Source organism: Hyalangium gracile (assembly GCF_020103725.1).
Taxonomy (GTDB): Bacteria; Myxococcota; Myxococcia; order Myxococcales; family Myxococcaceae; genus Hyalangium; species Hyalangium gracile.
In genome coordinates this window covers 239,354-261,232 of the sequence record NZ_JAHXBG010000014.1, presented here as the reverse complement: position 1 = coordinate 261,232, position 21,879 = coordinate 239,354, and the positions used below count along the sequence as shown (strand labels likewise).

Here is a 21,879-nt window from a genome sequence, read left to right as displayed (position 1 = left end):
CGTGGGCGTCGTGGTATAGGCCTGAGATGCTTCGTTCGTTGCTCATCCCGATCGATCTCTCGTATGGCTCGAAGTGGGTGGTCGAGCGAGCGGCGTTGCTGCCTCTGGCTCCCGACGCTCGGCTCACCCTGCTGCATGTCGTCCCGAGGCTGCTCCCGAAAGAGAGCAGGCTTCGCGCGGAGGAGGATGCGCGTCAGACACTCGAGAGCCTGGCGAAGGGGCTGGCGCGAGCGCTTCCGCAGGGCGTCACCGTCCAGCAGAGCGTGAAGTCCGGCTCGGCGACGGCAGAGATCATCCGGCAGGCTCGCGCGGTCAAGGCCGAGCTGCTCGTCATGGGCCGGGGGCGCGGGCGAGCGCTTCGAGACATCTTCCTGGGTTCGACCGCGGAGCGCGTCATCCGGCAGAGGAAGCTCCCGGTCCTGGTGGTGCGCCCCCCGCCGCATGCCTCCTATCGCCGGCCCCTGCTCGCGCTGGAGCTCGACCCCGCGGCGCATGACGTCCTGGCGTGGATGTTCCAGGTGCTCCCCACGCCACGCCCCCGCGTCTCACTGGTCCACGCCTACGATGCTCCCTTCCAGGAACTTCTCTATCCGAGCCTGTCGACGGGCAAGGCGAAGGAGCAGCGCGAGCGCTATCGGCAGACGGCGCAGCAGGGCCTCACGCGGCTCCTGTCCACCAGCCTGGAGCGGCTGAAGGAGGAAGCCCCGAGGGACACGGGGCTTCGCTGGAAGACCTATCTGCGCTCAGGCTCGCCGAGGACCGTCATCGAGAGGGTGGCCAGGAAGACGCGCGCGGATCTCGTGGTGCTTGGAACGCATGGCGACTCGGGGGCCGCTCACATGTTCCTCGGCACCGTGGCGGGAGACGTCCTGCGCGCGGTGCCATGTGATGTCCTGGTCGTGCCGCCGCGCCAGACTTCGGAGTCATCGCTCGGGGATGGGAGCAGCTCCCGCGGGTGAGGGCTGCTGCTTTCGGTCAGGTGTACGTGAGCCAGGCTTGGTAGGTCGCGTCTTCTCCGCCCTGGATGGCGAGGAGCCGCCGCAGCAGGTGCGCTGTCACGGGGCCCGGTGCGGCGGCGTTCAGGGCGCGTCCATCCACGTGGCTGATGGGCGTGAGCGGCATCGACGTCCCCGAAAGGAATGCTTCGTCCGCGCTCCGGAACGTTTCGAGAGGAAGCGGCTCCTCGCGCACGGGGATGCCCTCCGCGCGCGCGATGGCGAGCACCGAGTCCCGAGTGATTCCACCAAGTACGTAGCGCAGTGGTGGTGTCCACACGGCTCCCTCGACGACGGCGAACACGTTCGAGACGGGCGCCTCGGCGATGTGCCCCTCCTGGTCGAGGAGGATGATGTCGTTGGCGCCCGCCGCCTTCGCTCGCCGCCGGTGGAGCATCGGCCCGAGGTAGGCCGCGCCCACTTTCACCGCCGGATCCAGCGCGTCGGGGGCCGCCTTGCGCGCGTCCTGGAACGTCGCGACGCGGATCGGCATCGGCACGCCGGGCTCCTCGAGCAGCTGGGCAGCGATGGCCACGGAGCCCCGCGGGGAGCGTGGCAGGAGGTCCGGCTCTCCCGCGGTGAAGAAGCCCGACCACCGCACCAGTCCATCGTCCCTGCCGGTGGCGCGGACGACCTCAACGGACGCGCGGAGCAGTTCCTCCTCGCCATACGAGAGCTCCAGGCCCACCGCTCGCGCCGACCTCAGGAACCGCGCGATGTGCTCGCGTGCGCGGAAGAGGGCAGGCCCCCGCAGCGTGGGGTGGAACGAGCCGGCGTCGAACACGAGGCTACCGCGCTGCGCGGCGTGCGCCATGATTCGCAGCTTCGCCTCCGCGGAGTCCACGAGCGTACCTTCGAGCCAGAGACGTGGGGCCGTCACCGCCATGCGTGTTCCTCCAGAAGGGCGCGCAGCCTACCAGCACTGGCGGGCTGGCGTGGGTGATCGCGCCAGCCGCGCCTTCCAGGAGGACTAGCTCTCGAGCAGCTGGAAGCGGAGCTCGGCGTATCGGGTCAGCGGTTCGATGAGGCCGCGCCCCAGCGCCGCTCCGGGCGTCCAGATACCTCCGCCGACCCCACCGCCGTTCTGCAGAAGCCAGGCGGCCGTCTCCGCGATGATCTTGGAGGTGGAGCCGTAGCCTGGGTCCCGCTCTCCTCGGACGAGGGCGCTCAGCTTGCGGCCATCCGGCGTGATGCCCAGGAAGAGCAGCTCGTAGAAGCCGCTCTCGCGCTCCTCCCGGCTGGGGCCTTCGCCCGGCTTCGGCGCCTTCGGATCCGTCAGGGGTGATTTGGCTTCCGCCATGGCTCGGGCGCGCGCTTCGCCCTCCTCGCCGGGGCCGGTGAGGATGCGCTCGTCGTAGAGGAAGTCCTTCCCGTAGGGATGACCCTGGAGAAAGTTCGAGCGGTGCACGTTCCGGGTGTTGATCGCCTCCATCACCCAGGGCCCGGTCCAGCTGCTGAAATCCTCGTCGTACGTCGCCTTCTGTCCGCTCTCGGGCTGCGGCGGTCCCTGGAAGCCGGGGGTCAGGGAGTAGTGATCCTTGAGCAGGGCGACTATCTGCCGGTCCTGCGCCGCCGCCGCCAGCGTGGCCTTGAGGCTGGCCAGCGAGCCTCCGGAGAAGCCCCCGCGGGACGCACGCACCCGCCCCTTGATTCGGGAAGCCGGGACGCCGAACTTCGACTTCATCGCGTCCTGGAGGAAGAGGACGCCCAGCTCGAACGGGATGGAGTCGAAGCCACACGAGAAGAGGATCCGGGCCCCGCTGGCCCGGGCCGCCGCCTCGTACTTGTCGATCATCCGCCGCATCCATACGGGCTCGCCGCAGAGGTCCAGGTAGTCGGTGCCCACCTCCGCGCAGGCCGCCACCAGTGGCTCTCCGTACAGCTGGTAGGGGCCGACACCGGTGATCACGGCCTGGGTCCTGGCCACCATGCCGCGCAGCGCCTCGGCGTCGTCCGCCGAGGCGGCGATGAGTGGCGTATCCGCGGGCGCGCCGATCTCGTCACGGACCGCGGCGAGCTTTGCCAGATCGCGCCCGGCCATGGCCCAGCGCAGCTTCGGGGCGACAGTCCTCTGAGCCAGGTGCTCGGCGATCAGCCGGCCGGTGAATCCACTGGCTCCGTAGACGACCACATCGAGTTCTGCGTCTCTCATCGATCTCCATCCGCCATGCGTTGACCGCGTCAGACTAGCGCTGTCGCTGCCGGCCCGCTCGCCTCTTCTCCAGCGCTCGGATAGGGCAGAGTGGCTCAGGACTTCTTCCGCTTGCGCGAGGCTCCCGTGGACGCGTCGATCGCCTTCAGCGCGGTCTCGACGATCGCGAGCAGCGCGGCCTCGTCCGCGCCGTCCCGGGCCTGAACGGACATGCCCTGGACCACGGCGCCGATGAACCGGGCGAGCGCTTCGGCATCGGTGTCGGCGGGGAGCTCCCCCTCGGAGATTGCTTGCTCGACGCGCTCCCTCAACACCCGCAGGGTGTCTCCCCTCAGGCTGGCCACATGACGTGCCACCTCCTCGTTCTCCGAGGCGCAGCCGAGGACCGCGGTGGACACCATGCACCCGCCAGGACGCCCGGGCCGGGTGAACTCGTGGGCCGACTCGCGCAGCATCCGGCTCACCGCCGCCTGGAAGGTGGGCTCCTCCGCCAGGGTTCGCGCCGCCAGGGCGCCCTCCTGAGCCCGGTAGCGGGCCAGCGCCTCGCGGTACAGCTCCGCCTTGGACGTGAACGCCGAGTAGAGGCTCGGCGCGGTGATGCCCAGCTCCTCGGTGAGGTCGGCGATGGAGGTGCCCTCGTAACCCCGCCTCCAGAAGAGCTGGAGCGCCTGCTCCAGCGCCGCGTCTCGGTCGAACCCACGGGGGCGGCCCCGGGGCCGGGAAGGAGCTGTGTCCTTTTTCATAGCGTTCCCTCTGGAAATCGGATGCAGGGGGCGTTAATTCGTAGCGAACACTCTAAATATAGGGGCATCACGCATATGAGTCTCCCTTCTCGGCACCTCCTGCTCCTGGCCCGCATGCTCCTCGTGCTTCCAGGCCTGGCCTTCGCTCAACCCGCCGCGCTCCCCGAGCGCCTCGACCGCGTCATCGATCAGGCGCTGGCGGAGAAACGCATCGTCGGGGCGGTGGTGCTGGTCATGCAGGACGGAAAGCTCGTCTATCACCGCGCCGCTGGCTTCGCGGATCGCGAGTCCCAGCGGCCCATGAAGGAGGACACCGTCTTCCGCCTGGCCTCCATGTCCAAGCCCATCGTCTCGGTGGCCGCGCTGAAGCTCGTGGAGCAGGGCAAGCTGCGCCTGGACGATCCCGTCTCCAAGTGGCTCCCGTCCTTCCGGCCCAAGCTGGCCGACGGACGCGAGCCGGTCATCACCGTGCGGCAGTTGCTGACCCACACCGCGGGCCTGAGCTACGGCATCTTCGAGCCGGAGGACGGGCCCTACCACCGCGCCCAGGTGTCCGATGGCATCGATGATACGGGCGTGAGCCTCGAGGAGAACCTGCGCCGCATCGCCTCCGTCCCGCTCTCCTATGAGCCAGGGAAGCAGTGGGGCTACTCCGTGGCCATCGACGTGCTCGGTGCGGTCGTCGCGAAGGCGGGTGGGGCGACCCTGCCGCGCGTGGTCGAGCAGCTGGTCACCGCGCCGCTCGGCATGAAGGACACGGCGTTCTTCACGAAGGACGCGGCACGGCTCGCCACGCCCTACGCCGACGGCAAGCCCGAGCCGGTGCGCATGGGAGAGCAGCACACCGTGGCCTTTGGAGCGGGCGGGGTTCACTTCTCGCCCGCTCGTGCGCTCAACCCCCAGGCGTTTCCTTCCGGCGGCGCGGGCATGGTGGGCACGGCCAGCGACTTCGTGAAGTTCCTCGAGACGCTGCGCACGGGCAGCGGGCCCGTGCTCAAGGCGAAGACGGCCGCGCTGGTGGGGACCAACCAGACGGGCACGCTCTCCACCATGCGAGGCCCGGGCTGGGGCTTCGGGTTCGGCGCCGCGGTGGTGCTCGACTCGGCCCAGGGACGAACTCCGCAGTCCGCTGGCACCTTCGAGTGGGGCGGAGCCTACGGGCACTCCTGGTTCGTGGACCCCCAGAAGCGCGTGACGGTGGTAGCGCTGACCAACACCGCCTTCGAGGGCATGTCCGGGGCCTTCCCGACGGCCATCCGCGACGCCATCTACGCTGAGGGGAAGTGAAATCACGCGACCGCCGCCGATTGACCATCGTCACCCCGAGAGAGCGGTCGTGATGCGGCGGACCGGTCCTCCCGAAGTCCTCGTGCTCGAGGAGGTCCCGCTCGACGAGGCCGCGCGCGCCCATTCGCTCCTCGAGCAGCGCGCGGTGCTCGCGCGGTAGCTCCAGTACCAGGGGAACTGCCTGGCCAGGGAGGCACCCTGTGCTCGGACCGGTACCCAACTGGTATGACAGGCAGACCAGTTCGGACCAACTGCGCCCGGCGGGCAGCCCGGTCGGGTTCCTGGGTGAAGGTCCGGTGGGTTCGTGGTGGCTGGACCGTATCCATCAGGCCCTTTGCTCCGAGTCACGGTAGGGTAGACCGCGCGTTCGATCCGGGAGATGTGTCCAGCAGGCGGACTTCGATGCCGCGACTGGCGCCACCCTGGTGCCATTCCCGGCCTCCGCGGGAACGGCCTACCCGAACAACCCTTCGGGGAGGGCGGACTCCAGCTGCGTCCACACGCCCCCGGTACGGATCTGCCCTGGGGCTCCAGCACTCCCACGATCAACATCCTGGCGCCGAGGGCCAGCTCCTCCTCGAACTGGCTCTGCTTCGTGGGGCCCGCCTGGCCCAACAACAACACGAACCCTCAGCCCGTGGAGCCGACGCTCGTGGTCAACGGAGAGGATGACTTCGAGATCGCCTTCTTCCGTCCCGTCTCGGCGGTGGGGCTCAAGTTGCTCACCAACAGCCGCGCCAACCACAAGATCACTCTCACGTTCACGGATGCCAGCCAGGAGATCATCGACGATGCGCTCCTGGACACCGCCCCCAACACGTTCGAGTTCGTCGGGTTCCAGACGTCCAAGCCCCTTCGGGCGATCTTCATCGATACGACGGGGGGCGCCAGTCAGAATGAGGGGATCGCTGGAATCTGGGTGGCTCCGTAAGGGGCCGGGGTCGAGTCGGAGCTGCCCGGGTAGAGCACCCGCGTGCCGTGCAGCTCCGCGAAGGGCGTGAGCTTGTGCGGCTCGGCGCGGGTGCGGCTGGTGATGTGCCGCGCCTCCACTCCCCGGGCGTACAGCGCATCCGCCACGAGCGAGCGGTGGCACCGCCAGCGCACCGCCTCGGCGCACATGAGCGCCAGCGGTCCGTCCGCCGTGAGCTCCCGCAGCTGCTTCATTCCCAGCGAGAACTCCGCCGTCTGCATGTAGTCCGCGTAGCCGCGGAAGCTGGTGTTGCGCCACCCGGTATTGGGGGAGTCCTTGCTCGTGCGCCGCAGGCCTCCGAGCCTCGGCAGGTGCACGTACCGGATGTCCGCCCGAGCGAGCGTCCGAGGTAGGGCGTCCTGGTTGAACTGGGGATTCATGCGGGAGCGCGGCATCGTGCGGATGTCCACGAGCGTCTGGATGCCGTGCGCCTGGAGCAGCTCCACCAGCGCCTCCGCCGTGCGCGTGGAGTGGCCCACCGTGTAGATGCGTGCCTTCGCCCATCCCGGGGCCTTGCGTCTGGGGCGCTCCGTGGCCATGTGGCGCGCCTCCGTCCCTGGGAAGATGGACATGGCGGAGAACGGAGGGAAGGCGGGCGGCTCTTCAAGCAGCCCCCGCCCTCGCCGTGACCTCGCCTGCCACCCGTCAAGCGTGTCGCTCCCCGTCCTTGACAACCAATAAGCGTCGGCTTATGGATTGGGCATGCAGAGCGCGGCCGTGGCCGAAAACAAGATCTTCCAGGCGCTGGCGGACCCCAGCCGGCGGGCGATCTTTGAGTCACTCACGCGCGGCGAAGCCGCGGTGAAGGAGCTCACGGCGCGCTTCGACATCTCGCAGCCGGCGGTCTCGCAGCACCTCGCAACCTTGAAAGATGCCGGCCTGGTGAACGCCCGGCGCGAGGGGCGCTGTGTCTACTACCGGGTGGAGCCACGCGGGATGAAGCCGCTGCTCGACTGGATCGCGCACTACCGCGCCTTCTGGACGGAGCACATCGATCGTCTCGAACAACTGCTGGAGAAGATGGACGAATGAACCCCGTCGACAAGACCGCCTCATCGCAGACCGAAGCCATCTCATTCGAGTTCGATCTGCGTCATTCCCCGAAGAAGGTGTGGCGCGCGCTCACCGAGCCCGAGCTGCTCACCGAGTGGCTCCTGCCCGTCATCGGGCTCAAGCTCGAGCCTGGGGCTGCGTTCATGTTCAAGACGCAGCCGTACCCCGGCTGGGACGGCACCGTGAGCTGCCGGGTCCTGGAGATCGAAGAGCACAAGAAGCTCAGCTACACGTGGGACGTTCCCTTCCTCGCCACGGTCGTGACCTTCACGCTCACGCCCACGACGTCGGGCACACGCTTGTCCCTCGTGCAGTCGGGCTTCAAGCCGGACCAGAAGCAGAACTTCGGTGGCGCGCGCTACGGCTGGAAGATGATGGGCGGGAAGCTCGTTGACCTGCTCGAGAGGCTCCCATGAGCAGGCACCCCGCAGACAGCCACGACATGATCCGTGTCCAGGGCGCCCGGGAGAACAACCTCAAGGACGTCAGCGTCGAGATCCCCAAGCGGCGGTTGACGGTGTTCACCGGCGTCTCGGGCTCGGGCAAGTCGTCGCTGGTGTTCGGCACCATCGCGGCGGAGTCGCAGCGGCTCATCAACGAGACCTACAGCACGTTCATCCAGGGATTCATGCCGACGCAGGATCGGCCCGAGGTGGACGTGCTGGACGGGCTGACGACCGCCATCATCGTCGACCAGGAGCGGATGGGCGCCAACGTCCGCTCGACGGTCGGCACGGCCACCGACGCCAACGCGATGCTCCGGGTGCTGTTCAGTCGCCTCGGCAAGCCGCACATCGGCTCGTCCAACGCCTTCTCCTTCAACGTGCCGTCGGTCAGCGCGTCCGGGCAGATCACGGTCGAGAAGGGCGCCGGCAAGAAGACCGAGACGCGCACCTTCACCGTCACCGGTGGCATGTGCCCACGGTGCGAGGGCATGGGCCAGGTCAACGACATCGATCTGTCCCAGCTCTTCGACGACAGCAAGTCGCTCAATGAGGGGGCGATCACCGTCCCCGGCTACACCGCGGACGGGTGGTACGTGCGCCTGTTCTCGGAGTCGGGCTTCCTCGACCCGGACAAGCCGATCCGGAAGTACACCAAGCAGGAGCGCCACGACTTCCTCTACAAGGAGCCGGTCAAGGTGAAGGTCGCCGGCGCGAACATGACCTACGAGGGGTTGATCCCACGCATCCAGAAGTCGTTCCTGTCCAAGGACGTGGACGCGATGCAGCCGCACATCCGAGCCTTCGTGGAGCGCGCCGTCACCTTCACCACCTGTCCCGACTGCGGCGGCACCCGGCTCAGCGAGGCGGCCCGGTCGTCGAAGATCAAGGGGAAGAACATCGCCGACGTCTGCGCGATGCAGATCAGCGACCTGGCCGAGTGGGTGCGCGGTCTGGACGAGCCCTCCGTCGCGCCGCTGCTGACGATGCTGCGGGAGACGCTCGACTCGTTCGTGGAGATCGGGCTGGGCTACCTCAGCCTCGACCGGTCGTCGGGGACGCTGTCGGGCGGCGAGGCCCAGCGCACCAAGATGATCCGACACCTCGGTTCGTCGCTCACCGACGTGACCTACGTGTTCGACGAGCCGACCGTCGGGCTGCACCCGCACGACATCCAGCGGATGAACGACCTGCTGCGGCGGCTGCGCGACAAGGGCAACACCGTCCTCGTGGTGGAGCACAAGCCGGAGGTGATCGCGATCGCCGACCACATCGTCGACCTCGGCCCCGGCGCCGGCACCGCTGGCGGCGAGGTGGTCTTCGAGGGCACCGTCGACGGGCTGCGGGCCAGCGGCACGCTCACCGGGCGTCACCTGAGCGACCGGGTCTCCCTGAAGCAGTCGGTGCGCAAGCCGTCGGGTGTGATGGAGGTGCGCGGCGCCCGTGCCCACAACCTGCGGAACGTCAACGTCGACATCCCGCTCGGCGTGCTGGTGGTGGTGACCGGCGTGGCTGGATCGGGCAAGAGCTCACTGATCCACGGTTCGGTGTGTGGCCGGGACGGGGTGGTGGCGGTCGATCAGGCGCCGATCCGTGGCTCGCGGCGGAGCAACCCGGCGACGTACACCGACCTGCTGGAGCCGATCCGCAAGGCGTTCGCGAAGGCCAACGGGGTGAAGCCCGCCCTGTTCAGCGCCAACTCCGAGGGCGCCTGTCCGACCTGCAACGGCGCCGGGATGATCTACACAGACCTGGGGATGATGGCCAGCGTCACCACGGTCTGCGAGGAGTGTGAGGGCCGGCGGTTCCAGGCGTCGGTGCTGGGCTACCGGCTCGGTGGGCTCAACATCGCCGAGGTGCTCGATCTGTCGGTCGAAGCCGCGGTCGGCTTCTTCGGCGCCGGCAAGGCGCATACGCCAGCCGCGCACGAGATCCTCCAGCGCATGGCCGACGTGGGGCTGGGCTACCTGCGGCTCGGCCAACCGCTCACCACGCTGTCGGGGGGCGAGCGGCAGCGGCTCAAGCTCGCGACGCACATGGGGGCTGATGCCAGCGTCTACGTGCTCGACGAGCCGACCACCGGACTGCACCTGGCCGACCTCAAGCAGCTGCTCGGGCTGCTGGACCGACTGGTCGACTCCGGCAAGTCGGTCATCGTCATCGAGCACCACCAGGCGGTGATGGCGCACGCCGACTGGATCATCGATCTCGGCCCGGGCGCGGGCCACGACGGCGGGCGGATCGTGTTCGAAGGCACTCCGGCCGCTCTGGTGGCGGCGAGGTCGACGCTGACCGGTGAGCACCTGGCGGCATTCGTCGGAGGCGGTTCGAAGGCCGTCCCAGCAGGGTCGTCCGAGCCGATTCGGGCTCGTTCACAGAGGAAGTCCCAATGAACTGGAATAAATGGATTCGGCAGATCCACCGCTGGCTGTCCATTGCCTTCACGGTGGCTGTCATCGCCAACATCGCTGCCATGGGGCAGGAGCCGCCTCCCGTCTGGGTGGGCCTCCTGGCGCTGCTCCCACTCATCGTGCTGCTGCTCACCGGGCTGTACTTGTTCGTCCTGCCGTATGCCACCAGGTCGCGCAGGGGCGACTCGCCGACTGAGCAGGGCGCATCCATGTCTGGAACTTCGAGGTGAGAGCATGAAGAAGTCGGGGGCGGGCCAAGACCCGTCGGCATCGGAGCTCATCTCGAATGACTGGAGGGCTCGAGGAGCCCGGCGCGCCCGGGCTCGCTTCGCCGCTCAGCGCTCGGACTCCTCCAGGTTCTGCCAGTCCCGTCCCCAGCGCTGAAGGCTCAGCTCACGCGTCCGGGAGTGCTCGGGCACCGCGCTCAGGAAGCGCTCGCGGGCGGGCCCCTCCGGCACGTCCTCGGCTCGCAGGCGCAGGCACCGCGCCGCCTGGCGCAGGGCCCGGTCTCCGGCCGCCTCGTCCCCCTGGGCCAGACACGCCTCGGCCATCGCCAGCCACGTCCCCACCACCGCGGCCCCCTCGTGCCCGTGGTGCTCCAGGAGCTTCACTCCGACCTCCGCCTCGGCTCCAGCCTCCGCCACTCGCCCCTGCGCCCGCAGGATGTTGGACAGCAGCGTGCGCGAGGTGAGCTGGAAGTACTGGAGCATGTAGGTCATCTCACACGCCTTGCGTGCGTGCTCCTCGGCCTCCGCGAACTCGCGCCAGGTGGCCTTGACCTTCGCCAGCGCCAGGTGCGCCACGCCCAGGTGAAGCAGGTTGTCCTTCGACGTCTCCAATTGGAGGTGCGCCTGGTGGCGGGCCTCTTCCTGATGCGTGAGCTCACGGCTGCTCGAGAGCGCCAGGGTCAGCCAGCTCTGCGTGGCCGCCGCCGCATACGTCTGTCCCGCCCGTCGGCTGGTCTCCGCGGCGTCTCGCAGCTCCTCGATGGCGCGGGGCAGCTCTCCCAGCGCCTCCAGCACCATGCCGAGGATGGACTGCGGCAGGGTCCTGTTGCGATCCGAGTTCACCTCGCGGAAGGCCCGGACGGCCTCCTCCGCCGCGCCGCGGGCCTGCCAGGGGTGCGAGTCCACGAAGTGGTAGACCCAGGCTCGCGCGTTGTACACCCACCCGCGCACGCTGGTGTCCCGCGACAGGAGCTCCGCTCCCACGGTGTTGACGCGCTCCAATACCGCCAGGGCCTCACGCTTCAGCCCGTTCCAGCCGTTGATGAGCGCCAGGAAGGAGGCCGTCTCGATGTAGCTGGTGGCCGCCTCGGGAGCCGGAGTCGCACTCAGCAGGAGCGTCCCCAGCGGGGCGACGTCCGCCTGCCGGCCGCACTGGGGAGCCATGAGGATCATCCCTCCCGCGACGCGTGCCCACGGGGCGCTGCCCACCGCCAGCTGGGACTGCACCGTCTCGCCCACGCTGAAGAGGCGCTCGAAGTCCTCCTCCCAGAAGGCGATCATCACCTCCAGCACGCGCAGCTCCGCCAGCGCCTGTCCGGTGGGCGCGCAGGCCAGGGCGGCGTCCATGCACCGCCGCGCGCCCGTCACGTCCTGCCGCTCGTAGAGCCGCTCTCCGGCGCGGGTGAAGAAGTGCACGGCGCGCTCCTTCTCCTGGCCCAGTTGATAGTGCTCGGCCAGCACCCACGGATCCCACTCGCCGGCCCGCTCGAGCCACGCCGCCGCCTGACGGTGCCCCCCGGCCTTGAGCGGGCCGGGCACCAGGCTATAGGCCGCGTCCCTCACCAGCGCGTGGCGGAAACGGTACTCGAGCTCTCCCGGGAAGCGGCTGCCCGCCTGGCGCTGGATCATCTCCAGATCCGTCAGCCGCTTGAGGCTGTGCTCCAGCTCCTCGGCCGTCAGCTCCTCCGCCAGCAGCGCCTTGACGCCGCTGCTCCAGAAGGAGCGGCCGAAGACGCTGCCGGCCAGCAGCACGTGCCGCAGCCCCGGCTCCAGGCGCTGGAGGCGGAACTGGAGCATGGCCAGCACCGTGCTCGGCGTCTCCTCGCCCCGGCCCTCGGACTGGCTGCGGATGAGCTCCTCCAGGAACAGCGCGTTGCCGGCCGCCTGCTCCACCAGGCGCGCCACCACCTCCGGCGGCAGCTGCGGTCCCAGCACGGCGCTCACCAGCCGGGCGCAGGCCTTCTGGCTCAGGCCTCGCAGGGGGACTTCTTGCAGGTGCTGCGCCCACAGCCCTGGGAACTGCTCCTTGATCTCGGGGCGGGCCAGCGCCAGCACCATGAAGGGCAGCTCCGCCAGGTCCCGGAGCACCTCCTCCACCAGCCTCACGGTGGAGGCGTCGCCCCAGTGCAGATCCTCGAGCATCAGCAGCACCGGCCCCTGGGACAGCTCCGCCTGGAGGAAGGTGGCCATGGCCCGCCGCACCTGGAGGTTCATCAGCCGCGGATCCTCGCGAGCCGCCCGCAGCTTCGGGCTGTCCTCCAGGGGGAAGGCCACCCCGCACAGCTCCCCGAGGAACTCGGTGGTGTCCTTCATCGCCTCGGGCAGCAGGTAGCGGCGGATGCGCCGGGCGAGCTTCTCTCGGCGCAGCTCCAGCGGCTCTCCGTCCAGCACGCCGCACAGCCGCCGCAACGCCTCGCCCAGCAGGCCGTAGGCGGAGCCCGCGTTCATCGGATCTCCACGCCCCAGCAGCACGAGCATGGGGTGGCCGCGCTGCTCCAGCCGGCGCAGGAACTCGTGGCGCAGGCGGGACTTGCCCACCCCGGGCGGCGCGGTGATCAGCAGGGCTCGGGCGGCGGTGTCCTCCACGCAGGCGGTGAAGGCCATCTCCAGCAGGGCCAGCTCCTGCTCGCGGCCCACGCAGGGGGTGGGGCGGCCCAGCAGGGGGCGCGTCTCGTCCGCGCTCAGGTGCTCGCCCAGCAGGATGAAGCTGTCGAGCGCGGGAGGCCTGTCGAGCTGGAATCGGGGCCCCAGCAGCCCCGCCGTGGTGTCATCCAGCATGACGTAGTCCGCCGCGTCCCGCCGCCGCTCCATCTTCCGCAGGAAGCCGCCCGCCCGGTCCATCACCTCACCGGCCGGCAGCGCCTGGCCGCGCAGGCTCAGGCCGGTGGCCAGCACCACGAGGCTGGCGGGCCACTGCTCCTTGACCAGCAGGGCGCTGTGGGCGGCCACGGCGGCCTGATCGGTGGCGGTGCCGCGCTCCAGCAGGAAGGTGGCCAGCAGCGAGCCGTCCGCCAGCAGCCGGGCCTGCGCCCCGTTGGTCTGCAGCATCCGCAGCAGCGGGCTCAGCCGCTGGCGAGCCTGCTTCGCGTCATCCGCCCCCAGCGTGGGCGCGTCCGGGGAGATCCCATGCGGCGTGGCCAGCAGCATGCTCACCAGGTGCTGCTCGGCGTGGGACAGGTGGGTCGGCACGGGCGTCCGGTGCTGACCGGGGGGAGTCACCTCGGAGGGGAGCTCCAGCTCCGCCAGCGCTCGCAGCACCTGTCTGGCATCCGCCAGCCGCCGCGCCGGCTCCTTGGCCAGCATCTGATCCACCAGCACCTGCAGCGAGGCGGGCAGCTCCGGCCGCATCATCCGCAGCCGCGCCGGCTCGGAGAAGAGGATCTTCACCAGCACCGCGGCCATGTGTGGTGCGCGGAAGGGCGCCTCACCCGTCAGACACTCGTACAGCACGCAGCCCAGGGAGAAGACGTCCGCGCTGGGGGTGATGTCCTGCTGGGCGGAGGCCTGCTCCGGCGCCATGTAGCCGGGGGTGCCCAGCACCGTGGCGCTGGCCGTCACCACCTGTGAGGCGGCCGCCAGCCGTGCCAGCCCGAAGTCCAGCAGCACCACCTCCTCCACCTTGCCGCCCCGGAGGAAGAGGTTGGAGGGCTTCAAGTCCCGGTGGACGATGCCGCGGGCGTGGGCGGCGGCCAGCCCATCGGCGATGCGGCGCATCAGCAGCAGCGTCTCCGACAGGCTCAACGGCCGGCGCGCCAGCCGCCGCGAGAGATCCTCCCCCTCCAGCCACTCCATGACGAGGAAGGGCTGACCCTCCTCGGTGACGCCATGGGCCACGTAGGAGACGACACCGGGGTGGCGCAGCTCGGACAGCAGCCGGGCCTCGCGCGTGAAGCGCCGGGCGGCTTCGGAGTCCGCCGCGTGCATGAGCTTGACGGCGACGGGGCGGTCGCTCGTGGTGTCCACCGCCCGGAAGATGGAGCCCATGCCCCCGCGGCCCGCGAGCTGTTGAAGGAGGAAGCGGCCTGCCAGGAGGGTTCCGGAGGGTGGCAGCGGGGACACGGGAGGAGCCTGGTGGAGCCGAGAAGCGGAGAGGGGGTGCGCCTGACCTGGCGGGTACGCGCCGGGCGCACAGTCTAGCGGAACCCGGGAAGGCGCCGAAATGGGCCTGCCTCCGTGGGGCTCGCACCCCTCATCACCCGCATGCTCTCCCGGCATGCAGCCGGGCCCGAGTCCGAAGCCGGTGGGTGTCATGTCCCCTCTGGCTGGAACGCCGGCCCCCCCACCTCCGGCGTTCCAGCCAGCCCTCTGCGTGGGCTCGCCCCCACAAGTCCCCGACGCTACAGGTCCACCTCGCAGCCACCCTGGTCCCCCTCATCCCGGTCGAGCAGGCCATCCTCGTCCCGGTCCACGCCGATGCGCTGCTCGGTGCCCTTGGGCACCACGGTCCAGGTCAGCTCATGGCCCGGGCTGGCCAGCATCCGCAGCGTCGCCGCGCTCACCCGCTGCGAGGCGCGATCGGACTGGAACTCGCCATTGCCCACGTAGGTGTAGCCCCGCGCCACGCCGCCCTGCCGGCCCTTCACCACCAGGCCTACCTTGCCGGTGTTGGCCAGGGCGAGGAAGGCGTCCACGCGGGCCTGCTGCGCCGCGCTGCCCCAGGCCGAGCCCAGCGTCACCTGCTGGCCCACGGCCGCGTGGGAGTCCTTGCTCCGCGGGCCGGGCGGCTCGAGCAGGTTGCTCGCGGAGCCCTGGGGCAGATCGGAGCCGGAGAAGGCCAGCAGGAAGGCCACGAGATCGGCCACCTCCTGATCATTGGCCGGCGAGAAGGCGGGGTTGGTGATGAACCGGGCCAGCGAGTCCACCGCGCCGTGGTGGCTGAAGCCGAAGCCCGCATTGCTCGCCGGCAACGTCATCTCCATGCCCACCTTGTCGTAGAGGTTGCGCAGGTGGGGAACCTTGAAGGCGATGTTGGTGCTGGCGTCCGTGGAGACGATGGCGGCGTGGCTCTCGCCGTTGGGGCCCACGGGGAAGGGCACGTACTGGCTGCCATTCCACGTCATGCTGGCGCCCAGGCCGGTGGGCAGCGTGTGGCAGGTGGAGCAGGCGAGCACGTTGCCCGTCAGCAGGCGCGGGGGCCGGAAGATGGTCAGACCGTTGACGGCATTGCCGTTGGGCAGGGGCTGGCCGGCGGGCGCGAAGCGGCCGGTGGTGACGTGGCCCGGCAGCGGCAGGTTCGTGGGCAGCGAGTTGTCCAGGTTGCGGAACGGGTTGGGCGGGAAGGTGAGCGTGGCGAGGAAGTCCTCGAACTGCTGCATCTGCGCCGGGGTGAGCATGGCGTCCGCGCCCTGGAGGCTCACGAAGGCGGGGTTGAAGTCCTCCAGCCCGTTCCTGTCTCCGCGCCAGTGCAGGGCCTCCTTGCCGATGATGTCCTGGAGCGTCTGCGTCGTCATGGGCCCCTTCATCGGGTGCACGGGCCCGAAGCCCGGGATGAGCGCGTCCAGGCCCATGCCCTTGTTCTGCGCCTCCAGGGAGGTCATCTCCCCGCGCGGATCGCCCAGATCCCACGCCAGCCGGTCCATGCGCCCGTCCACATGGCACGAGCCGCAGGAGACATGGCCCAGGCCCGAGCTCTTGTGGGTGTCGTACAGGTGCTTGCGGCCCACCTTGATGGGGCTCGGCGTGGGATCGAAGAAGGGCGTCCGGGACTTCTCCTGGTGATCCTGGAGGCTCACGACGGAGAGGCTGGCGGCGAAGCGGTTGAGGACGTAGAGCTGGCTGCGCCGCTCATCGAGCACCACCCCCGTGGGGCCCTCGCCCACCTTGATGGTCGCCACGCGCTGGCCCGTGGCGCTGACCACCGCCACGTTGTTGGAGCCCATGCCCGCCACGTAGCCCCGAGAGCCCGTCGCGTTCCACGCCAGGCCACGTGGATCTCCCAGGGACTTCCTGCGCTCGGGTAGGGGGATGTTGGGCGTGGTGTACGTGAGGTGGGGGTTGAGATCCCACAGGGCCAGGCGTCGCGCCTGGACCGGATCCACCCACGCCAGCTCCACGCGCAGGAAGCGGCCATTGATGACGGGCTCGAAGCGCACCTCATTGGTGGCGTCCGTCCCCACCACGGTGACGGCGCCGCTGGGGTGCACCGCCAGCGCCATGTTCAGGTTCATCAGCCCGGTGGCATAGGTGACGGACAGGGTGGCCGCGTCGATGATGGCCAGGTCGCGATCCGGCAGCCTCCACCCCTGCGGGCGCCCGGAGGCCGAGGCATTGGGGCCGCTGACGAGCGCCGTCCAGTCATGGGCGTTGTCATCCATCCATTGGCCCTGGGCGTTCTTCTTCACGATGAGGGGCTGGGGCGGAGGCGGGGGCAGCTCGGGGCGGATCGGCGGGAAGAAGGTGGAGCCCGCGTTGGGTGGCGGGTTGAGTCCGCCATAGGGCCCGAGCGGATCACTCACCGCGTTGGGAGGGAAGAGGCCGGGCAGCGTCCCTCCGCCGCCGAGCACGGTGCTCTGGTTGCCGGACTCGAAGATGGCGGCGTACACCTTGCGCCCATCCGAGCTCACGGCCAGCGCGCGCGGATCCTCACCCAGCAGTGGCACGCGGCGCGCAGGCGCCAGCGGCTGAGCCGGGTTCACCACCAGCACGGTGTTGGCCTGGGAGCAGGTGATGAAGGCCTGTCGCGGAGAGCCCGCGAACACGACGTCCGCCGGCTCGTCATCCGTGGGGATGGTGGCCACCACGTTGTGCGTGGTGAGGTCCACGATGCTCACGCTGTCGGAGATGTGATTGACGACCCATGCCTCCGTGTTGGTGCGAGCGCGCACGGAGACAGGCTCCAGTCCCACCGGGATGGAGGCCAGCAGTCGCGGCGGGCGCCCCCAAGCGGAGGGCTCGAACACCAGCAGGCGGTTGTCCGCGGTGTTCACCGCCAGCAGCCGCTGGCCGTCCGGCGTCATATCCAGCGGGTGGACATGCGGGTTCTCCCAGTTCACGAACGAGCTCGAGGCGCGTGCGGGCTCGGGCAGGGCCAGGAGCATCAACGAACACAAGGCGGCGGCGATCCGAAGAAGCGTTCTCATCCACATTTCCCCCTGTCAGCGGACTGCCAGGGGGGTGTGCACGGCGCGCGCCACGAGGGCCTGCCCGGAAGTCCAGGCATTTGCGCGACGCAGGACACGCACTTGCGCGCGCGGTTGAGCAACGGCCGCCCCGCGCCGCGCAACTTGCGCAAATCTTGCTCAAGGGGCCGAGGGAGCATTCCGGCTCGACGTGGGAAACGCGGTGGCGCCCCCCTCCTCGTGGTCCTGGCCCCTGCCTGTCGGCCGGACTTGTTGCGAACTGGTATGACAAGCAGACCAGTTGCTGGCTTTCTCGCCCGACACGGGCACCTCCCCGGCAGGTGGTGGGGACAGGGAGGGGCTGCGTTCGTCTCCAGCAGCAGCAGCATTGGGGGGAAGGCGGAGTGATGCCTTTTTCCTACCCACGCGCTCGTGTCTGATCGGCCTCCCTTGAAACAGGTTAACGACGGCGCGGGCGGGGAATGCCGTAGGTCCCCAGCCGCGTGACGAGCGTGCGCCGGGAGATGCCGAGCCGCTTGGCGGCCTCGGTCTGGTTGCCGGCGCACTGCTCCAGCGCCTCCAGGATGCGCTGCCGCTCCAGGGCCGCGATGTCCTCTCCCAGCTTGCCGCCTGTAGGGGCGGGAGGACTCGGCGCGGCCTTCGTGGGTGGAGGCTCCGCCGGCTTCTGGGGGACGTCGAACACGAGGTGCTCGGGCTGGATGGCGCTTCCTCGGCACAGCACCACGGCGCGCCCCATGACGTTGCGCAATTCTCGGAGGTTGCCGGGCCAGGGGTGTCGCTCGAGCAGAGCCTGGGCTTCAGGCGTGAGCGCGGGGGGAGGGCGCCCCTGCTCGCTCGCGAAGCGCGCGATGAAGACGCGGCTCACGGCGGCGATCTCTCCCACGCGCTCGCGCAGCGGGGGGATGGTCAGCGTGAACCCGTTGATGCGGAAGTAGAGATCCTGCCGGAACGAGCCGCGCGCCACGCAGGCCTCGAGATCCTGGTGGGTGGCGGCGACGAAGCGCACGTCCACGCCGTGGGAGTCGGTGCCTCCCACCCGGAGGATCTTCCGATCCTCCAGCACGCGCAGCAGCTTCACCTGCACGGATGGGGGCATCTCCCCCACCTCGTCCAGGAAGAGCGTCCCGCCGTGGGCCAGTTCGATGAGCCCGGGCTTGGCGCGGGCGGCGCTGGTGAAGGCCCCCTTCTCGTGGCCGAACAGCTCGCTCTCCAGCAGCGACTCGGAGAAGGCCGCGCAGTTGATGCGCACGAAGGGGCCACTGGCGCGGGGGGAGCGCTGGTGGATCGTCTCCGCGAGCACCTCCTTGCCCACGCCCGTCTCCCCGCGCAGCAGGACGCTGAGCTGGCTCTGGGCGACCAGGGCCGCCAGCTCATACAGCCGCTGCATGTGGGGATCGCTCACGACGGCGCCCGGCTGCGCGGCGGCCGGCGCGCTTTGGGACAAGGGCTCGGAGGCCGGCCAGAGGACGACGACCACCGAGCCGATCTCCATGAGGGTATGGGGCTCCACGGCGACGGGCGTGCCCGGCTGGAGCCGGCGCTCCTCGATCTTCCCGGTCCCCCCCGCCTGCTCCTGTGCCATGCGGAGCCGGGTGCCATTCACGCTGCCATGGTCCTCGAGTATGAACGGAGGGCCCAGGTGGAGCGTGGCGTGCCGCCGTGAGACGGAGGGATCCTCGATGCGGACATCGCACCCCTCGCCGCGCCCCAGGGTGATGCGGCCCTGGGACGGCAACGGATAGCTGCGGGTCTCCCCGGACACGAAGGTAATGAGGCGGAAGCCCTCTCCCATGGCGCGGACTCTACCAATTGACAGGGCCCGAGTACCCCTCTCACCGGTCGCTGGGAGGCAAGCGCTTGGAGGGTGACCTCGTCGCCCATGACCTGGGGGACGGGTAGAGTGCGGCTCATGCCGCTTCGCGTACCTGCCCCGGGTCGGGCTGACATCGCGGTCCTGACCGTCATCCCACAGGAACTGTTCGCGGCGCGAGAAGCGCTGAACCTCTCCGAGAAGACACGCTCCAAGGATGAGGTGGGCACCATCTCCTATCGCGGCGAGGTGAGCTCGGCGCTGACAGGCCGCAGATATGATGTCGTCCTCATCTGTCTGGGGCGGGCGGGAAATGCTGTCTCAGCCGCGTCTGTCCAGGATGTCATCTTACGGTATCAGCCTCAGGCCGTGCTGCTCATGGGCATCGCCGCGGGCCTGCGCGGCAAGGTCAGGGTTGGTGAGGTGGTGCTCTCGGAGCGGGTGGTTGCCTACGAACCCGCGGCCGCCGTACGTGCGCCGGATGGGAATTCCCGTCAGGAGCCACGGCCAGAGAGCCAGGTCATCCCCCATCGGATGAACCAGGATGTCACGCACTACCGGCCAGAGCCCGAGCGCCTCCAGCGGCGCTTCATGACACTCGGAGGGCGATTCCCCGAGGCAGGGCAAGACAAGGAGTCGTTCTATCAGGAGCACGTCGCCACCCGGATCACGGTGAAGACGGCGACGATCGCCAGCGGCGAGAAGCTCCTCCGGGATCCAGCCAGGCTGCTCGAAGTCCGCGCGCTGCACGGGAAGATCGAGGTGGGCGAGATGGAGGCGGTGGGCCTGATGGAGGCGTGCCAGAGGAGCGAGGTGCCGTGGCTCGTGATCCGGGGCATCTCCGACTTCGGCGATGAGTTCAAGGACGACCGTTTTCATGAGCTGGCCTCCCGTACGGCCGCCGTGGTGCTGGCGGACTTCATCGAGCACGGCCTGCAACTGCCTGAACGCTCAGGTCCTTCGGGCTCTCGCAGGTGGCCGATGCTGGCGGTGGGAGCGCTGCTCCTCATGGGCGGAGCAGGGCTCTATTGGGCGAACGGGGCTCGAGAGAAGAACGTCCCTGCCGCGCTTTGCAAGAGCAGTCCTGGCCCAAGCCCCTTCAAGCGGCCGGATGCGACACATTTCCTGGTGGCGCACTTCGAAGGGAGCCCGTCAGCCGATCAGAGCTTCTCGGAAGTCGTGTCGACCCAGGTCATGCGTGCCTTGAAGACCTACAACGAAGAGGCTCTCAGGAATCCGCGGGAGGTGGATCTGGAAGTTCCCGAGGACTCGCTGGAGATAGGGAGACTCGACTGCTTCATCGAGAGCCACGCGCAGGCGGAGGCTGTGGCGCGAGCGCTCGATGCGGATGTCGTGATCTGGGGACAAGCATTCCTCAACCCGAGCGACAACGGCTATACCATCCGTCCTCATGCCACGCTTTATCACGCCGATGGAAGCATCCGACGAGGTGGTGAGAGCAAGATAGAGGTGCGGAGCCTGGGGCACCTGGATCTCCCCGCGCTGCGCTCGACAGAGCCCTTTCTGCTGGTTCAGTTCGCGGTGGGGCTTCATCTCTACGAGAGGGGCGAGTACTGGCTGGCTGCTCGGTTCTTCGAGAAGTCAGCCGAGCACGTGGTGTCGAAAGAGCGCGGTGCCGCCGAGATCAAGTACATATTGGGGGAGGTTTATCTTCACGCCCAAGCCCTGGAGCCATCGCTTCGTTACAGCAAGGAGGCGCTCGAACTCGAGAGGGGTAGGGGGAGCTCGCTGGAGAGTGCCCTCCTCAACAACCTCGGGAGTGTGCTCGAGGCCAGGGAGGACTACCAGGCAGCACTGGAGCACTACCAGCAGGCGATTGCCGTCTCCGAGAAGGCACTTGGTAAAGACAACCCTGATATGGCCGTGCCTTTGAACAACATGGGCACTCTGTTCTTTGCCCAAGGGAAGCATCCGGAAGCGCTGAGCTACCTCCGGCGGTCACTGGAGATCTCCGAGAAGGCACTTGGCAAGGACCACCCTGAGGTCGCTGGACGGTTGAACAACATGGGGGGTGTCCTTCAGGCCCAGGGGAAATACGCGGAGGCGTTGACTCATTACCAGAGAGCGTTGGTGGTCTCCGAGAGGGCTCTCGGCAAGGAGCACCCCCATGTGGCTACGGTCTTGAACAACATGGGGAGTGCGCTCAGAGCCCAGGGGAAAGACGAGGAGGCGTTGGAGAAGTACCAGCGGGCCCTGGGGATCGTCGAAAAAGCGCTCGGCAAGCGCCACCACAGCATGGTGCCGATCCTGAATGGCATCGGCCACATCCTCATGGCCCAGGAAGAATACGCGGAAGCGCTTGAGCGCTACCAGCAAGGCCTGGTGATCTCCAAGGAGTCACTCGGCGAAGAGCACCCGGATGTGGTCATCGGCCTGAGCAACGTTGGCGGCGCGCTCATGGGGATGGGGGACTACGCAAAGGCGGAGGAGATCTGCCAGCAGGCGCTCATCCTTGCCAGGAGGGTTCTTGGTGAGGACCATCCATTCACTCAGCGCGTGCGAGCGAACCTGGAGCAGGTGCGCTCCCATCAATGAGCGCCATCTTGTGCCGCCGGTTCAAGCGCCTCCCCCTCGAATTTGCAAGGGTGCCTCTCCCGGCCTCCCGGATCTACGGGTTGGATTCTTCAACGGTGAAGGGCTTCCAACCCTCCTCAATGCGAGCTTCGCTGATGCTCTGGCTAACCTTCC

15 protein-coding genes are annotated in these 21,879 nt (G+C 68.9%); 8 read left to right on the top strand and 7 right to left on the bottom strand.

Annotation, left to right across the window (positions count from 1 at the left end):
• Window positions 1–26: 26 nt before the first annotated feature.
• Window positions 27–959, top strand: a complete 933-nt coding sequence (locus KY572_RS27710) for a universal stress protein (protein WP_224245984.1) — start codon at window positions 27–29, stop codon at window positions 957–959.
• Between the two features lie 16 nt (window positions 960–975).
• On the opposite strand, the gene KY572_RS27705 is transcribed toward KY572_RS27710, so the two are convergent.
• The 3 genes from KY572_RS27705 to KY572_RS27695 form a co-directional block, all read right to left on the bottom strand.
• Window positions 976–1,881 (bottom strand): aminotransferase class IV, encoded by a 906-nt coding sequence (locus KY572_RS27705; RefSeq protein ID WP_224245983.1) that lies wholly within the window; start codon window positions 1,879–1,881, stop codon window positions 976–978.
• A gap of 84 nt (window positions 1,882–1,965) precedes the next feature.
• A complete protein-coding gene (locus KY572_RS27700) occupies window positions 1,966–3,147 on the bottom strand; it encodes a saccharopine dehydrogenase family protein (RefSeq protein ID WP_224245982.1) in 1,182 nt (393 codons plus the stop codon).
• Window positions 3,148–3,242: 95 nt separating this feature from the next.
• Window positions 3,243–3,890 carry a TetR/AcrR family transcriptional regulator gene (locus KY572_RS27695; protein ID WP_224245981.1) on the bottom strand — a complete coding sequence of 216 codons (648 nt, stop codon included), beginning with the start codon at window positions 3,888–3,890 and terminating at the stop codon, window positions 3,243–3,245.
• 75 nt (window positions 3,891–3,965) lie between these two features.
• Between KY572_RS27695 and KY572_RS27690 the strand changes: the two genes are divergently transcribed.
• The gene (locus tag KY572_RS27690; protein ID WP_224245980.1) at window positions 3,966–5,177 is read left to right on the top strand and encodes a serine hydrolase domain-containing protein; all 1,212 of its coding nucleotides are present in this window, start codon (window positions 3,966–3,968) and stop codon (window positions 5,175–5,177) included.
• Between the two features lie 595 nt (window positions 5,178–5,772).
• Window positions 5,773–6,108 (top strand): hypothetical protein, encoded by a 336-nt coding sequence (locus tag KY572_RS27685; protein WP_224245979.1) that lies wholly within the window; start codon window positions 5,773–5,775, stop codon window positions 6,106–6,108.
• Here the strand turns inward: KY572_RS27685 and KY572_RS27680 are convergent.
• Window positions 6,069–6,686, bottom strand: a complete 618-nt coding sequence (locus KY572_RS27680; RefSeq protein ID WP_224245978.1) for a DUF488 domain-containing protein — start codon at window positions 6,684–6,686, stop codon at window positions 6,069–6,071. The genes KY572_RS27685 and KY572_RS27680 overlap by 40 nt on opposite strands.
• A 163-nt stretch (window positions 6,687–6,849) precedes the next feature.
• Between KY572_RS27680 and KY572_RS27675 the strand changes: the two genes are divergently transcribed.
• From KY572_RS27675 to KY572_RS27660, 4 genes are read left to right on the top strand one after another with little or no spacing between them, the layout of a single operon-like run.
• Window positions 6,850–7,179: an ArsR/SmtB family transcription factor gene (locus KY572_RS27675; RefSeq protein WP_224245977.1), complete on the top strand. Its 330-nt coding sequence runs from the start codon at window positions 6,850–6,852 to the stop codon at window positions 7,177–7,179.
• Window positions 7,176–7,616 (top strand): SRPBCC family protein, encoded by a 441-nt coding sequence (locus KY572_RS27670; RefSeq protein WP_224245976.1) that lies wholly within the window; start codon window positions 7,176–7,178, stop codon window positions 7,614–7,616. The genes KY572_RS27675 and KY572_RS27670 overlap by 4 nt, the downstream gene beginning before the upstream one ends.
• On the top strand, window positions 7,613–10,036 hold the full coding sequence (locus KY572_RS27665) for an ATP-binding cassette domain-containing protein (protein ID WP_224245975.1): 2,424 nt from the start codon (window positions 7,613–7,615) through the stop codon (window positions 10,034–10,036). Before KY572_RS27670 ends, KY572_RS27665 begins: the two co-directional genes overlap by 4 nt.
• Window positions 10,033–10,284: a hypothetical protein gene (locus KY572_RS27660; RefSeq protein WP_224245974.1), complete on the top strand. Its 252-nt coding sequence runs from the start codon at window positions 10,033–10,035 to the stop codon at window positions 10,282–10,284. The genes KY572_RS27665 and KY572_RS27660 overlap by 4 nt, the downstream gene beginning before the upstream one ends.
• Window positions 10,285–10,389: 105 nt before the next feature.
• Here the strand turns inward: KY572_RS27660 and KY572_RS27655 are convergent, their stop codons facing one another.
• The 3 genes from KY572_RS27655 to KY572_RS27645 all read right to left on the bottom strand — a co-directional run bounded on the left by KY572_RS27655 (window position 10,390) and on the right by KY572_RS27645 (window position 19,152).
• The gene (locus tag KY572_RS27655; RefSeq protein ID WP_224245973.1) at window positions 10,390–14,340 is read right to left on the bottom strand and encodes a protein kinase domain-containing protein; all 3,951 of its coding nucleotides are present in this window, start codon (window positions 14,338–14,340) and stop codon (window positions 10,390–10,392) included.
• Between the two features lie 278 nt (window positions 14,341–14,618).
• A complete protein-coding gene (locus KY572_RS27650; protein ID WP_224245972.1) occupies window positions 14,619–17,360 on the bottom strand; it encodes a YncE family protein in 2,742 nt (913 codons plus the stop codon).
• 439 nt (window positions 17,361–17,799) lie between these two features.
• Entirely contained in the window at window positions 17,800–19,152 is a 1,353-nt protein-coding gene (locus tag KY572_RS27645) for a sigma 54-interacting transcriptional regulator (RefSeq protein ID WP_224245971.1), read from the bottom strand.
• Window positions 19,153–19,269: 117 nt separating this feature from the next.
• Between KY572_RS27645 and KY572_RS27640 the strand changes: the two genes are divergently transcribed.
• Window positions 19,270–21,726 (top strand): tetratricopeptide repeat protein, encoded by a 2,457-nt coding sequence (locus tag KY572_RS27640; protein ID WP_224245970.1) that lies wholly within the window; start codon window positions 19,270–19,272, stop codon window positions 21,724–21,726.
• Window positions 21,727–21,879 lie beyond the last annotated feature (153 nt).